The organism is Actinobaculum sp. 313 (assembly GCF_003073475.1).
In the GTDB taxonomy this organism is placed as follows: Bacteria; Actinomycetota; Actinomycetes; order Actinomycetales; family Actinomycetaceae; genus Asp313.
Genome location: NZ_CP029033.1, coordinates 695,382 through 711,241 on the forward strand (window position 1 = coordinate 695,382; position 15,860 = coordinate 711,241).

General features: G+C 59.9%; 10 protein-coding genes. 7 read left to right on the top strand and 3 right to left on the bottom strand.

Features of this window, described 5'->3' with window-relative positions; translation table 11 throughout:
• Window positions 1-423 precede the first annotated feature (423 nt).
• Together DDD63_RS02975 and DDD63_RS02980 are read left to right on the top strand one after the other, a co-directional pair.
• Window positions 424-1,917: a glutamine synthetase family protein gene (locus DDD63_RS02975; protein WP_108716621.1), complete on the top strand. Its 1,494-nt coding sequence runs from the start codon at window positions 424-426 to the stop codon at window positions 1,915-1,917.
• 830 nt (window positions 1,918-2,747) lie between these two features.
• Window positions 2,748-4,124 (top strand): FAD-dependent oxidoreductase, encoded by a 1,377-nt coding sequence (locus tag DDD63_RS02980; protein ID WP_108715119.1) that lies wholly within the window; start codon window positions 2,748-2,750, stop codon window positions 4,122-4,124.
• 460 nt (window positions 4,125-4,584) lie between these two features.
• Here the strand turns inward: DDD63_RS02980 and DDD63_RS02985 are convergent, their stop codons facing one another.
• Complete coding sequence (locus DDD63_RS02985; RefSeq protein WP_108716622.1) at window positions 4,585-5,796, bottom strand: MFS transporter; 1,212 nt, start codon at window positions 5,794-5,796, stop codon at window positions 4,585-4,587.
• Between the two features lie 165 nt (window positions 5,797-5,961).
• On the opposite strand from DDD63_RS02985, the gene DDD63_RS02990 reads away from it, so the two are divergent.
• The 5 genes from DDD63_RS02990 (at window position 5,962) to DDD63_RS12730 (ending at window position 12,424) form a co-directional block, all read left to right on the top strand.
• Window positions 5,962-6,678: a TetR/AcrR family transcriptional regulator gene (locus DDD63_RS02990; RefSeq protein ID WP_108715120.1), complete on the top strand. Its 717-nt coding sequence runs from the start codon at window positions 5,962-5,964 to the stop codon at window positions 6,676-6,678.
• 303 nt (window positions 6,679-6,981) lie between these two features.
• The gene (locus tag DDD63_RS02995) at window positions 6,982-8,277 is read left to right on the top strand and encodes a GNAT family N-acetyltransferase (protein WP_108715121.1); all 1,296 of its coding nucleotides are present in this window, start codon (window positions 6,982-6,984) and stop codon (window positions 8,275-8,277) included.
• Between the two features lie 83 nt (window positions 8,278-8,360).
• Complete coding sequence (gene brnQ, locus DDD63_RS03000) at window positions 8,361-9,704, top strand: branched-chain amino acid transport system II carrier protein (RefSeq protein WP_108715122.1); 1,344 nt, start codon at window positions 8,361-8,363, stop codon at window positions 9,702-9,704.
• Between the two features lie 783 nt (window positions 9,705-10,487).
• Window positions 10,488-12,152 (top strand): subtype A tannase, encoded by a 1,665-nt coding sequence (locus DDD63_RS03005; protein WP_240611374.1) that lies wholly within the window; start codon window positions 10,488-10,490, stop codon window positions 12,150-12,152.
• Between the two features lie 2 nt (window positions 12,153-12,154).
• Entirely contained in the window at window positions 12,155-12,424 is a 270-nt protein-coding gene (locus DDD63_RS12730) for a hypothetical protein (RefSeq protein WP_108715123.1), read from the top strand.
• 257 nt (window positions 12,425-12,681) lie between these two features.
• On the opposite strand, the gene DDD63_RS03015 is transcribed toward DDD63_RS12730, so the two are convergent.
• Entirely contained in the window at window positions 12,682-13,977 is a 1,296-nt protein-coding gene (locus DDD63_RS03015; protein WP_108715124.1) for an MFS transporter, read from the bottom strand.
• A gap of 91 nt (window positions 13,978-14,068) precedes the next feature.
• Window positions 14,069-15,028, bottom strand: coding sequence for an alpha/beta hydrolase (locus DDD63_RS03020; RefSeq protein WP_164505435.1), 960 nt, complete (start codon window positions 15,026-15,028; stop codon window positions 14,069-14,071).
• Window positions 15,029-15,860: the final 832 nt, after the last annotated feature.

The following is a 15,860-nucleotide window of genomic DNA, read 5'->3' on the forward strand; positions in this document are numbered from 1 at the left end:
ACTTCGAATGTGTTCAGATTACCTCGTCCACGTCTCAAAGTGAAGGCATCGGGACCCGTCTCCTCGCTGCGGCCCGCTACCGTACAGGGACCCGCCGCCTCGCCGGGGTCTATCCGCCTCGCCGTCGCCCGTTGCCCGACCGTGGCCTGTTACCGTACCGAGGTCCGTTACGTTGTCGGCGACCCGTCACCTCACCGTGGCCTTGCCGCCTCGCCGTCGCACGTTCCTCACCGGGATTGGTCACTTCGCGTGGCCCAGCCGACCCGCCAGGATCCGGCCACGTCGCTCGTATACGCGCCACCGAAAAGGCAAAACGAGTGGCAGTACATGCGCATAACGTGCAAGAATCCAAATTGGAGAGAACAGAGGAGCCCTGTAGTGGCCGGATGTGACGACCACGCCCCGCTCAGTGAGGAGAAAACGATGCTCGAAACAGACTTCATTGCACTTAACCCAAACCCGCTGGTACGTACCCTAGGCAAGTCGCCGGAGAATTTCACCCGCGCCGATATCGCCCGCTTCGTCGCTGAGAATGACATCTCAATGCTCACCCTGCGCTACGTCGGGGGTGACGGCCGCCTCAAAGCTCTCAACTTCGCCATCCAATCCGCTGCTCACCTCGACCGCGTGCTGACCATGGGGGAGCGGGTCGACGGCTCATCGCTCTTCGACTTCGTCGACGCCGCCAGTTCAGACCTCTACGTCATCCCGCAGTTGCGCACGGCCTACGTCAATCCCTTCGCCGAGATCCCAACCCTGGAAATCCTGTGCGGCTTTTACGACGTCGGCGGTCACCCCCTCGCATCGGCACCCCAGCAGGTGCTCCGCAAAGCGCAGCAGGCGCTCGAAGACCAGACCGGTTGCCGCCTGGAGGCACTCGGCGAACTGGAATACTACCTCTTCTCCCGTGAAGAAGAGCTCTATCCCGTGGAGCCACAGCGTGGTTATCACGAGGCCGGTCCCTTCTCGAAGTGGCAGGAGATTCGCACCGAGGCGATCCACCACTTGGCGCGCATGGGTTGCACCGTCAAGTATGCGCACGCCGAGGTGGGGAACTTCGTCGACGACGGACAGCAGATGATCCAGCAGGAGATCGAATTCCTGCCTACCGATGTCATGCGGGCGGCCGATCAGATGGTGCTCGCCAAGTGGGTGGTCCGCGAGGTCGCCAGCTCCTACGGTATTGAAGTGTCCTTCTCGCCGAAAATTGCCGTCGGGCAGGCCGGATCCGGCATGCATTTCCATACCCGTCTGATGAAAGATGGCATCAACCAGTTCTCGCAAGGCGCCGGTCTGACCGGCCAGGCACGGCGGGTAATTGGCGGGTACCTTTCTCATGCGGCCTCACTGACCGCCTTCGGCAACACCGTGCCAACGTCATTCCTGCGCCTCGTCCCGCACCAGGAGGCGCCTACCGCAATTTGTTGGGGCGACCGCAATCGGTCCGTTCTGGTACGCGTGCCGCTTGGCTGGCAGAACATCGACGACAGCATGTTCCGCGATGCGAACCCGCAAGAAGGGTCAATTGGGGCTCTGCCCAATGATTCACAGACCGTTGAGTTGCGTTCCCCGGACGGCTCGGCGAACGTGCATCTTCTGCTGGCGGGGATCACAGTGGCGGCTCGAATCGGCCTGACCGATCCCGCGATGCTCGACTACGCCAACCAGCGCTACGTCAGCGGCGACGCCTCGAAGATCGAAGGTTTGGATCAGCTGCCCACCTCCTGCGCGGAGGCTGCTCGCAGGCTGTTGGATCAGCGTGGGAGCTACGAGGCCTTCGACGTGTTTCCCGCCGGCCTTATAGACTCCTGGGCGAATCGGCTTATCGCCCTGGGCGACGACAACCTGCGTGAAGACATCGCCGAGGCGCGCGTTGAGGTGGAGGACCTGGTAGACAGGTACTTCCACGTCGGTTGAGCTCCGTAGATATCGGGTTCCTTCCGGAGACTAAGGCGTCGGCCTCGGGTGCGGATGGGATGCGGAGCATGCCAGCAATCACCGCAGATTGCATGCCCGCTGGCTTCATGCGTGGACGGACTGCGGTGCCATGACGGCGAACGTCTGCGGACGCTGGCCTCACGTGCGGACGGGCGTCGGGGTGGTTGTGCGCACGTTAGGATGCGGGATTGGGTCCTGCATAGGTACGGGCGTCGGCCGTTGTGGGCCTGGGGTGGTGCAGGCCTCGAGAAGTGTAGGCGTCAGTTGGTGCAGGCCTCGAGAAGTGTAGGGATTGTCGAGAAGTGTAGGGAAAAACCCGACACTTCTTGAAAGACCCGACATTTCTCACGGGCCGGGTCCCTGGATGCTCGTCACGATACGGTAGCCTTGGCGTTTCTTCCGCCCGCCTTGGCATTTCCTGGGATGTGCTGGGCTCCGAATCTGCAATCCGTGACCCCGGCGTCCACAATCCGACCGCCCAACTTGTCCAGCACCCTGATCTTGTCCAGCACCCTGATCTTGTCCAGCACCCCCATCCAACCCGGCGTCCACAATCCACGCCCCTGTGGCCTGGCGCACATCACCACACCCGACAATAATGCCCTGTTGCCACTATCCACGCACCCCGTGGCCTGGCGTCCTGCCGCCTGTGGCCTGGCGCACATCACCACACCCGACAACAATGCCCTGTTGCCACTATCCACGCACCCCGTGGCCTGGCGTCCTGCCGCGCTATCCGTATCCTTGCCCCGCGATCACCCTGTGCGAACGAGGGAAATAAGAGTCCTGTTACTGCCTATAGTGTCTGCATGACAAGTGGATACGATGACGCTTCCCAGACCCTGCAGGCCGACCTTCTCGTCCTTGGCTGGGGCAAAGCCGGAAAGACCCTTGCATGCGACCTCGGTTCGCGTGGGCAGCGCGTGGTGCTGATTGAACGCGACGACGCCATGATTGGCGGCACTTGCATCAACGTAGCCTGTGTTCCAACCAAGGACCTGATCGATTCGGCTGAGCACCGCGGCGACGCGGAGCCATCCTCCTACCTGCAGCGGGCGATCGCCTCACGTGATTCGCTGATCGACAAGCTACGTGCAGCCAACCGCAAGATGCTGGAAACGGTTGATACCGTAACCCTGGTAAGCGGCGAGGCGCGTTTTGTTTCACCACACCGCGTGCGCATGCGCGCGGGAAACGACGTTCTCGACGTCGTCGCCGACTCTATCGTCATCAATACCGGAACATCACCCGCACTGCTGGACGTCCCCGGCGCCAGTCTGGGGCATGTCCATACCTCGCAATCGATTCAGCATATTGAACATTTGCCGGAGAATCTGGCGATTATTGGCGGCGGTTTCATCGCCTTGGAGTTCGCGAGCATGTTCGCCGCCTTCGGATCAGCAGTCCGCATCCTTGAGCGCTCGGACACTTTTGGAGCGCGCCTAGATGACGACGTGCGCGACGCCGTCGTCGGTACACTTGCGGATCGTGGGGTGCAGATCGTAACCGGCGCGCAGGTGCAGGCCATCGAGGTGGATTCTGTGATGACCTCCGCAGGCCGGATTCCTGCCGATGCTGTGCTGGTTGCTATTGGCAGAGTGCCGGAAACACAGGCTCTTCACCTCGAAGCAGCGGGCATCACCACTGATCAGCGCGGTTATATCCCGGTTGATGACCACCTTCGCACCAATGTGCCCAATGTTTGGGCCGTGGGCGACGTCAATGGAGGCCCGCAGTTCACCTACATCTCTCTGGACGACTACCGAATTGTGCGCGACCAACTCGTTGGCGACGGGGAGCGTTCGGTTGCGGATCGCGTAGCGGTTCCGACGACGACGTTTATCACCCCGCCGCTGGCACAGGTGGGTTTGACGGAACGCGAGGCGCGTGAGCGCGGCATCGAATATCTGGTGGCAGCTAAGGATATTGCTGCGATTGCAGCGATGCCCCGGCCGAAGATCGTTGGCGAAACGCATGGGTTAATCAAGGTGCTTGTGGATCCGGAAACTGATCTGCTGCTGGGGGCGACGGTGTTCAGTGTGGATTCGCAGGAGTTGATAAACCTGCTGGCGCTCGCGATGCGGGCAGGGGTAACGGCCAGCGCGTTGCGCGATGGTATATGGACACATCCCTCTAGCACCGAGGCTCTGAATGAGGTGCTCGGAGGTCTGCATCCCGTGGGCTAGAAGGTCTCTAGGTGCGTGTGGCCGTGGGTGACAGCGGTGCTGACCAATGGGCACAGGCTGTACGCGGGTTTCTAGGCGCCTGTGACTGGGGCTGCCAATATGCCACCACCGGCAACGTGCAGGCTACGTGGAATTGCAGGTGCGTGTGGTTGGGGACGGCAGCGGCTATCCCGTTAGCCGGGTAGGCTTCCGCTGTGCCTCTGTTTCCGCTGGCAATGGCGGTCGTTATCCTGCAACTCAGAGGGTTTTCGTGCCATCGCTTTGGTTGTGGCAATAGTGCATTCGATGTGCAGGCGCGCTGCACCGATCTTGCTCTTGGTTAAGCTGTCGCGATTCGGGGAGCAGGCGCAGGGGAGCGTCTTGTCGATTTCCTATGGCCCGCTTTGTTTTGGGTCCTCGCGTGTCACGCTGCAAGGGACTGCGCCAAGAATAGCCCAGAGAACTTTGTTCTGGACTGGAGTCACCCTTTGTTCCGCAGGAGCGGATGCAGAAAGGAGAATGCCGTGGCACAGGCGATAAGTACGATGATCGCAATGAAAGGTGCAGCCGTGTTCCAGCCGTACACGCTGGTGGAAAGAATCGGCGCTATCGCGTAGGTGACGCCGTTATTGGCATTGATAAGGCCGGCCATGGATCCCTGCTCGTCAGCAGACAGTGCCATGGTCGGCCCCGTGTTATAGCCAGGGATGGCCATGCCGATACCCAGACCGCCCGCAATCGACCCCGCGAACAGCAGGATGTACGACGACGATGGCAGTAGGCATGCCATCCCAATGGTTGTCAGGAGGAGGCCATTGCGTAGAAGGCGCTGCGAATTCCAGTGCAGACGCGGGACGATTCCTCCCTGCATTGCCACCATTGAGACTGAAAGGACCACCATGACCGCGGAGGTGATTCCCGCAGTGGAGGAGGAGTTCAGGCCGAATCGATCCTGAATGGCAAACCCCAGTAGGGTCTGCATCGAGGAGAATGCCAGGAATAGGATGAAGTCGGCGACGAGGAAGGGAAACGCGCGCGGATCGCGATAAACGATCTTCTTCGGGTGGTCCAAGCGGCTCTGTGCGCTCTCTGGTTTAAAGAAGAAAGCGACGACGAGCACGCCGATAATCATCAGCGATGGCATGACGGAGACCGGAAGGAGTAGGCCGCCGGTGGCGGCCAGCGCCCCGCCGACAACGCCGCCGACGATGGTTGCTAGGCCCTGCGCCGCGCCCGAAGCGCCGAGGAGTTTCACCCTTTGTGCTTCGCTGTTGGCATGAGTGACGAAGTATGTTTGCGTGGTTGGGAAGATGGCTGAGATGCCGGAGCCGTAAAGGAGGCCACGCGTCAGAATCACTCCGGTGACGAGTCCGGGGCCGACCCAGATGCCGCGGATCCCTAACCACGCCAGGGCAGCAAAAGACGCCAATGCGAGCGAACCAACACACATCGAGATGATGAAGATCCGTTTCGGTCCGACGATTTGTGACCGCCGCCCCCAAAATTGGCTGAGACAGGCGAGCGTAATGGCTGCGAGCGATATTGCGGCGCCGATATGCCATTCTTCTAGGCCCATCTCACGTGAGAGCGGGGCGATGATGGGGTTGAGGATCATCTGGCCCATGTAGGCCAGAAATACCGTCATCAAGACGATTCGCACCTGAGCGCCTTCCTTCTTCGTTTCTGATGGCATGTGAATCCCTTTCTGGCCAATACGGATTATGTGGCGACTCGTGGTGCCGCCACACATGACGACTCCGCACAAAGCGGGCAGTGTGTCGACCAATGCTGGGGTGCTTGACGGGATGAAGTGGCCGCGTCATCCGATCTAGTGTTGTCAAGGCGATAGACTTGGACTATGGGATCGGAAAATGAGGTTGCAGGGGGAGGAAAGGGGCGGACGGCTCGACGCGTCGGTCTGAGCTCGGAACTAATAGTAGAAAGAGCGCTGCGCCTCACCGAAGAGCGCGGTTTGGCCGGGTGGTCGATACGTGACCTAGCCGCTGCGCTTGATGTCGTCCCATCCGTCGTTTACCACTATTTCCCAAAGAAAGACGATGTAGTGGACGCCGTCGTCGGGCAAATATGCGAACGCGTAGAAATGCCTGATCCACACCTCGGATGGAAGGAGTGGTTCACGGAGCTATGCCTTGCCATGCGACCACTTCTTCTGGAATACCACGGTGTTGCCGAGCATCTCACCACGGGACGGCTCACGGAGAGCGTGGTCCCTATCATCGATTTGGCTGCCGCCAAACTGCAGGAGGCAGGTTTTGGTGATTCGACGCCGCTAGTCTATTCGATGGTATTTGATGTGGCCGTCGGTGCCATTGCTGCACGGGATCGGCGCTCACCCAAGGCAAGGACCCCGGAGGACATGAAGGGTTTGATCGCGCGCTTGGAACCTCTTATGGAACATTCACCGGGGGTGAGTCTTATGGTGCATTCCTTTTTTGAGCCACTCACCGATGTGAACCAGGCGGATGCCATGTCGGATAAGTACTTTCGCCTCATTATCGAGTCGATCATCGACGGGATCGAACACGTGGTTCTGCCACGAGTAGGAAAGAAATAGTCCCAGGCCTTGAAGTCACGGATACCGCTAATGGTCCTGTTGCGAGTGAGAGAAATAAGCCGTGTGCCATGCCTTCCGCCGCGCCCGCTCCGTCGAGACGGGCACATGATTGCAACATGGTGGGAGCTGCTCCGAGGACTGCAGGGCGATAGGCTTGGGTCAGGTGTGTAACCAGCGATCTCCTGTGCCGTGACAAGCGATCTCAGTTCGGCGAAGTCCGGGCTTGCGGTGTTTGTGTGCAAGGTGCTTAGGTTGAGCAGGGACACGGCTACGTCGTCGGCAAAACAACAGAGAAGGACTGAGATGAGTATCGGCTCAATGACTCCCGTGGGGTGGGACGAGTTCTATCGCATTGCGAAAGACGCCGGCGTGACGCTCCCGCCTGAACAGTCGATCGCCTGGGATGCCTTTGACGAGGCGACGCCCGGGCGCAGCCCGTGGGGGCGTGTCGTCTATCGTGGCGGCGACGGTGCACCGCGCGCGCTTCTCGCACTCACGCGTATGGAGGTACGTGGTTTCCCGTACCTGTGGGCGAAACACGGTCCGGTTTGGTTGGGCGATGATCCTAGCCCCGAAGAAGAGGCTGACTTGCGGGAGTTGTTGATCAAGGGTGTGCGACACCGCGACCGCAGCATCGTTTTCGTCCGTCTGCACGCTATGCATGCTGCCCCCGACTGTCATGAGCTACTGCAAACGAAAACCTTCGATCGCACCATCATTCTCAATCTGGATCGCGACGACGACGAAGCCATTCTCGCCTCATTCAAGTCACGCGGCCGCCGTGACGTGCGCAAGGCCCTACGCAATGAATCATTGACCTTCGCTGACGAGACTGATCGCGCGGAAGAGGTCTTCGATGAGTTGTATGCCATCCTGACCGAAACGGGTGAGCGTGATGGATTCCGAGCGGCACCGAAGGAGACCTATCTGACGATGCTGCGTGCCCTCGGCCCGGAGCATGCCCGGCTTTATGTGGCACGTGAGAATGGTGGCCCGGCGCTGGCATGGGGGCTGCCGGTCCTATGGGAGGATCGCGCGATCTACTACTATGCCGCATCCTCGCATCAAGCTCGGCGGATGCTTGCCGCCGACGCCCTGCTATACAAAGAGGCATGCTGGTTGCACGAGCTCGGTGTGCGCACTTTTGACCTCATGGGCATCGACTCCGAGCGGGCGCCTGAGCTGGCGGGTGTGCGCATGTTTAAGTCCAAGTTTACGCAGGGCGAGCCGGTGGAGGTTGCCGGCGCGTGGGACGTGCCCGTGCGGCCGCGCCTCTATGCCGCATTAGTGCACGCGCTGAACGCCAAGCACACGTTAAGCGCCTTGCCTGAGAAGGCTCAAGGCCTCGCGGGGAAAGCGCGCGGGGGTATGCAAGCTCTGGTGGCTAAGGTCCGCGCGGAAGGGGGCGCGGTACGGGAAGAACACGCCGCCGGTGCTGCTGGCTCCGACGGCGCGGCGAAGGCCGTGGCAGATGTGCAGCCGGTAGCTACGCCGGGCGCGAAGACCGCCGACGCTGCTGGCGCGACCAACATTGCTGGCGTCAGCGATACTGCTGGTACGGCGGGTTCCAGTGCGACAGCGGACGATAACGAGCGGTGAGGCCTTCTCCTTCAAAATTGGGCGGCCTCCCGCGTGGGCTTCTTATAAGCGGCCTACTAGCCACCGCTCTGACACTGTTCTCGATGTTCTTTGGTGCCGGGAATCTGATTTTCCCGCCCATGCTTGGCGCGCAGGCGGGGGCGAACTTCCCGGCGGCCATTGCGGGATTCCTCATCGGTGCCGTGCTGCTACCGGTTGCCTCGGTAATCGCCGTCGCCGTTTCGGGTACCGATGCGCGCGACGTCGCCAGCCGTGCCGGGACGAAGTTTGGTGCGGCATTCGCGGTTCTGTGCTATCTCTCCATCGGAGCTTTCTATGGATTGCCTCGTACGGGAGCGGTTAGCTTCTCCACCGCCATTCAGCCGCTGACAGGTTGGAGTTCTGGTGGCGCCGCCGTCGGCTTCAACGCCGCGTTCTTCGCCGTCGCCGTCGTACTGGCATATAACCCGCGCCAGGTCGTTAATAGGTTGGGCAAAGCGCTGACTCCCGTTCTGCTCGTGCTTCTGGTACTGCTGGTATGGCGTTCCGTCAGTGGCAACGCCACAGATCGCGAGGCGGAGCAGGCGGCCGCCGACGTCGTCACCGGTGCGTACGCTTCGCATCCGCTGTCGGCCGGGCTGCTGGAAGGCTACATGACCATGGATTCGGTGGCAGCGCTGGCCTTCGGCATTATCGTCGTGTCCTCTCTGAAGTACCGGGGTGTGCGTGAGGGGCGGCCGGTTGTTTATGGCGCGGCGATTGCTGCGACCATTGCCGGAGCTTTACTTGCATTCATCTATCTGGGGCTCGGCTTGATCGGCCGGACAATACCGAACTCCGGCACGTATAACAATGGTGCTGCCTTGCTTTCCGACGCCGCGGGCTACGCTCTCGGTCGCCCGGGCCGGGTTGTCTTAGGCCTCATTGTGGTCCTCGCTTGCCTCACGACGGCTGTGGGCCTACTTGCAGCGTCTGGGCAGTTCTTTCACCGCCTTGTTCCGCAGGTCTCGTATCACGTATGGGTGCTTATCTTTGGTGCCACTTCCTTCGGGGTGGCGAGCCTCGGTTTGCGCACCGTTTTACGCGTGGCGGCGCCCTTGATCGCCTTCCTTTACCCGGTGGCGATCACGGTGGTTGTTGTGACGTTGCTGGATGCGCTGCTGCGCGCCGTCCTGCCCGGATACCGTCGGCTGCAGTGGGGATTCACCCTACCGGTGTGGGCGGCGGCCATCTGGTCCGCCCTCGTGCTACTGGAGGGCTTTAGCTGGGGGAATCCGCTAGTGGCGCCGCTGGTAAATTGGGTGCCGCTGGCAAGTGCGGGCCTCGGTTGGATTCTGCCGGTATGCCTGGCTTTGCTTGGCGGAATGATCGCCGATGCTGTTGTCGGTCGCAGTGTGATCCGGGGCGATAATCGGCAGGGCAAGCTACTGCGTCCGTCACAGGGCTAAGTGAAATGTGAGTCGCCCAGGCCAAGTGAAATGTGAATTGCGGGGTCAAGTGAAACGTGCGTTGCGAGGCTTGGTGATACGCGCGTTGCTAGGCTGATCAAAACGTGAAATGCAGGCCTAGATGAAGTGTGAATTTGTACGGTCAGGCGAAATGTGCGTTGCGGGGCCAGGCGATACGTGAATGGTCCAGGTACAGGCTGCGTGACACGCTTTAGTGCAGCGTGACTCACGCGGGTAAGCGCAGCACCGGTCGCGAGGCTAAGCGCAGTACCGACCACAAGGCCAAGCGCCGAAGCGGTGTGCCGACAGAGCCACGATGACCATTCCCAGCTGACTTTCGGTCAAGTGCTTGGTGTTGCACAGTTTACTAGCGGAGAGTGACGGTGCCTCTGAACTGAGGCCATTACGTCCGGCACAAGAGCGGAGGGCAGGTCAAAAGCGATGGTCGCGCAGACTGGTGGGATCGGCTTCGGGCACAGACGCGGATAGTGCGGGAAGTACCCCCGATAGTGGCGGCTGCCAGACGGGAGGAGCGTGAGGTATAAGGTGCTGGCAGGCGCAGCATTCTGCGCCTGCACGGCGGATTGCGCAGTTGCAGTGCACTTGGGTGGGCGCCGCGTGGGCAGACCGGCCTCATCGTGGCTACTTGTTCGTATTGCGACCTAATTGCCTGCTTGGCCGTATCGCTGGCTGTGAAATCAGACTGTTGTTGTTCTGCGGCAGGCAGCCGTCGATAGGGTTTTAACCCCGGTGCGGATGATCAAGGAGAGGGATGGTGAACAAGTGAAACGGAAAAGACTGCCCGTGCGTCTCACGGCGCTTGTGATGGCGGGAAGCACAGCTTTCGCATTATCCGGGTGTACCGGATCCAGCGATACGGACTCCACCACTACGGCCACGGCGTCGTCGTCGATGGACTATTCGGCGCTCGGCATTGATGAAACTGCCTGGCAGTATGACGAAGCCAATGATGTCTACTACCAGATCGGTGTCAGCTACGTGCTGACGCCGCAGGCCGCTGACTATGAGACGCTCGGCATTTACGTGCCCGGTGCCTATATGGACGCCACGGATAACGGAGACGGCACCTATACTGCGAGCATTAGATCAGACGGTGCAGTCGGCGATTTCACGGCGACGACGGCGCCGATCATTTTCCCGGTGAATACACCGGGCTATGCAGCGCAGAGTGCGCCACTAGAGTACAACTACGACAGCATCTCCGAGTATATGGAGGCTGGGTTCATCTACGTATGGCCCGGCCTGCGAGGCCGGGACTCCAACACCGATGACTACACTGGCAATGCTCCGTGGGGTGTCACCGACCTGAAGGCAGCTGTGCGCTACGTGCGCTACAACAGCGATAGTCTGCCCGGTAACTCGGAAGCTGTGTACGTCTTCGGGCATAGTGGTGGTGCGCAAAGTGCCGTCATGGGAGCATCCGGCGATTCCGAGCTGTACACTCCCTACCTCAACGAGCTTGGCGCCGCCATGAACGATGCTGATGGAAACGCGATCTCCGACGCCGTCGCCGGTGTTATGGCCTGGTGTCCGATCACCAACCTTGATGCAGCGGACGCCGCCTACGAGTGGAACATGGGGCAATTCTCGAATTCAGGTACGCGGGCCGAAGGTACCTGGACCGCAGCCTATTCCAGCGACTTAGCCGAGGCTTACGCGCAATACATCAACGGACTCGGTCTGACCGACGAAGACGGTAATGTGCTCATGCTGGACGAGTCCAACGAAGGCATCTACCTTTCCGGCACGTATTATGACTACCTGGTCTCGACGATTGAGGGATCGCTGAACGACTTCTTGGCCGAGACCGAGTTCCCGTACACGCCGTCTAGTAGCGAGATGGCGGGTATGGATGCGGGTGGTCCGCCCTCCGATGGCGAGGATTCGGGGAGTATACCCTCTGGCGGCGCCTCTTCTGATGGCGCTTCCTCCGATAGTCCACCTTCCGAAGATCTTCCCGACGACGCCAGCGGCGCCCCGGACGGTTCGAGCAGTGGGCCGAGCGGCGATGGGGGAGCTCCTAGTGGTGGCGCACCCGGCGGTGGCAACTCAACGGAGGATGCCACCACCTATGAGACGGTGCAAGACTATATTGATGCGCTGAACGCGGACGGTGAATGGGTGAGTTATGACGCCGATACCAATACCGCGACGGTGACAAGCCTGGAAGGCTTTATCACCAGCCAGAAGAATGCATCGAAGGATGTCGGCGCTTTTGACGGTGTTGACGCTTCCGCCACCGAGAATGTGGTGATGGGCTCCGGTGCAGATGGTCTGCACTTCGATACCATCGCCCGTGATCTGATTACTGAAAATGAAGAAGAGTATTCCTCGTACTCCGACTGGAGCGTGGATTACGCGGGGATCAGTATGACTCGGACTTTGAGACAACCGACTCGCTCGGCATTGATGTTGCGACACGCATGAATATGTACAACCCGATGTACTACCTGAATAGTAGTTACGACGGGTACCAGAGTTCCGAAGTTGCGCAGAACTGGCGTATCCGCACCGGCATTGCGCAGGGAGATACCGCAAATGCCACCGAGGTGAATCTGGCGCTCGCGCTGGAGAACTATGGGGTGGAGAACCTGGACTTCGCGACCATCTGGGGGCAGGGCCACACCATGGCGGAGCTGAATGGAAATGGCACCACGAACTTCATCCAGTGGGTGACTGAGAATGAGACAGGCGCCTAAGAGGTAGGTGCTAGAACTCGTTCATGGCACAATGCGCTGCCCGAGGTGACATGCCCCGGGCAGCGCATTGCATCAGCAGCTGTATTGCGGTGGTAACGAGCGTAGGGTAGGGAGGGGGAACGGGATACATGCAGCTCCGCGTGGAAACTGGTTTTTGCCGTTCGCGGCGAAGAACCGGGGAGCACGCAAAAGCTCGGCGGCTTTCGGCGTAGTTACCTCCGTCACTCCTACGGCAAGCGATCTCATTTGTTCCAAGCTCACTCCCGTGGCAAGCGGTCGCGCTGCGCGTAGGCCATGAAGCCGGTAACAACGACGACGACGATTGCGCCTAGCGCTATCGCAAACACCGTGCCGAAGCCTCCCCAGTGCTCAGCGACATATGGCCAGACAACATTTCCAGCGGCCCCGCCCAATGTTACTGCGACGGAAATCCGGGCGTAGAACACCGGATAGTTCTTTCCGGCACCGAATATGCGACGAGCAACCATCGGGCAAAGCACGAGCACTCCGGCAATGAAGAAACCAAAGATAAGGCTGCCGATCGGAAGCAAGATCGTCGAGGGGAACTGCCACACGAAGATGATTCCGAGTGCCCCGGCACCAGAAAGAACGGCAATGGCACGGCTGACGGATAGGTCGGAGAAGAATCCGAGGCCTATCTTGCCGATGGCGTTGCCTGCCTGCGCCACGGCAGCAAGCGTCGCGCCTGCGATGAACGCCTTTGTCGCAAGTCCCGAATCAGCCTGTTCATTGATCCAGCTGACATACCTCGGGAAATAGCCGGGGATCTGGCAGACGAGGTTGACGAAGAAGCCGAACACGATAACGATCCAGAACACGCTCGAGCGCATGCCGACCGATGGTCTGACGGAGGTGGGTTCTGCGACATTGCCATCGCTTGAATTGCGCGCCGCCTCGGCAGTGCCATAAGGCAGAAGGCCGCGTTCGGACGGATTGGAACGCACGCAGATAAGAATCACCGGAATCGTGACAACGAAAGTGATGATGGCAAAGACAAGGTAGGCGGTCCGCCATCCGTGCGTGGCAATGATCTTCTGAGCTAATGGCAGGAACAGTACTCCGCCAAGGCCCGTGAAGGCCGTACAGAAGCCAATAATGACGCCCACATGGGTCTTGAACCAGCGATTGACCAAGGTGGCGGTTGCCATGCCGAGCAGAACGATGTTCGAGAGTCCTGCGAGGAAACCGCCGACCCAGAACATCCAGGGACCTTGGGAGATGGAGAACAAGGCAAAGATGGTAGCTTCGAGAGTGGCTCCTGCGAGCAGGAGAGGACGGATGTCATATCGCGCGATTAGGCTACCCATCAGGGGAGAGAAAATCGCACACGAGATCAGCATGAATGACATCCACACGCTAATACTTGCTATCTCGACATTGAACTCGTTGGCAATTGGCTCGTAGAACACAGACGCGGAACTGATGAGAATCGCCGAAGGCACGCCGCACATCGTGCAGCAGGCGATGATGATGGGGAGATAGCTGGCGAAGCCCTTCTCCGTCAGCTGTTGGTCAGTTGTGGCTTGAGACATGATTACTTCCTTGGATCACGTGGAATGTGGAGGGACATGGGGATATGTAGTGTGGGGTGTGCGCCGTATGTCGTGCGTGGTCATAGCAGGCTCAGTCCTCGATCAAACGTGGGTCGGGTGGTAGAGGAGTGCGGGTGCGCGGTCCGTCCCATAGAACTGTGTCGATGAAGTCGATGATCCGATCCACGACCTTGTCGGTCTTCATTGAGGGATGTCCGTGCCCAGCGCCGCTGAACGATTCCAGCTTTGCACGTTTTTCGTGGCAGGTTTCGTTGACCTTGTTGGTCATAGCGGCCGATTGCGAAAACGGTACGACGACGTCCTCGGTTCCGTGCATGAAATATGCCGGTGGGAAGCTCTCTGTTACGAAGTGAATGGGGCTGCCATATGCTGCGGCTTCGGGGTTTCGCGAGCATTTGAATCCCATGACGAGGTTATGTGGGAAAGCCATGCCTTCGGCGGCGATATCGACTGCGCTGAGTGCTGATCCGGGAGTCACATCGGCGACGGCGGATTCCGGCAGTACGTTGCACAGGTCCACCTGGTACATGTCACTGGGCGCATAGAGGTTAATGAGACCTTGGACTGCGTCGGATTGTTCTGCGTTTCCAAGGTGCTCGCCGCGCTGGATATTGCGCCCGCCCAGTGCAGCTACCATGTTGAGGATATGACCACCAGCGGAGTTCCCCCAGGCGACGATTTTGTCGGTCTTGAGCTGGTACTCGGGCCCGTGCGCACGTAACCAACGGATGGCGGCGCGCACGTCGAACAGTGGCGCGGGCCAGGTGACCTGCGGCGCCAGCCGATACTCGATGCAGGCGACGGCGTAGCCCTGGGAAGGGAGCTTGAACACGCCGGGCATTGTGTTCTCGCGTTTATCGCCGCTGACCCAGCCACCGCCGTGCACGAAGATGACGAGAGGGAAGGGGCCCTCGCCGTCGTCGGGGAGCCAGATGTCGAGTACTTGGCGTGGGTCCTCACTGGCATATGGCACGTCGAGCCAGTGTCGGGAGAATTGCGCGGGATCAATCTGACGGAATGGCCCTGCCATTGTTGTCCTTTCATTCGGCGTCATTGTCGGTTGCTCCAACCATACGTGCTAGTAAAGGGTAATTCTAGGCTTAACGAACTAGATACTACAGTGCTGGAAGTGAGGTATGTCACTGCGCAAGAGGTAGGACATGCCGTTCGTAGCCGGAGGGTTATGCGCGGGCGGAGAGTAGTGCGGGCTGGCAGGGCGTTGCGAGTTGGGCGCCTGGTTGCAAGTGGAAGCATGGGTGCGAAAACGGGAGTGTTACACGAGGGAGACTAGTTCAGGACTGGGAGGGCGTTGTGAGTGTCGAGAATGGTTATGAGCTGGCGGGGCGTGGTGGAGGTGGGGACGTGGCGTGAATGTGGAGAGTGGTTATGGGCTGGCAGTGATCGGTCAGTGCGTGGTGGAATTAGAAGGGTGGCGCGGAGTTTGGGGTGTGTTGGGGCTGGGAGAGTGGTGCGGACCTGTGAGGCTACTGCGTGTTGGGAGTGTGGTTGAAGGCGGGAGCGAGTGGCGAGTTGGCGGAGCGACGTCGTCGGGACGGACGACCGGTTCGAGTTAGAGGCACAATCTGTGGCACAGCGGGGTAATTGCGGTCGATAACGGGTGTATGAAAATGCTCGGAATACCAAGGGAAAGGCATTACGGTAAGGCTCGGAATACTAAGGGGTGCTCGATGACTGATAGGCTCAGGCCATGACGGGAACAGATCGGACGTTCCCTGCTGACAATGCCCAGTACTTCGCCGACAATCGGGCCAACTGGGATGATCGCGCTGCCCTGCACTAATCTAGCGGCTACGGGATTGATGCCCTGTTAGCATCCCCGACGGCGATCTCTGTTGACATTG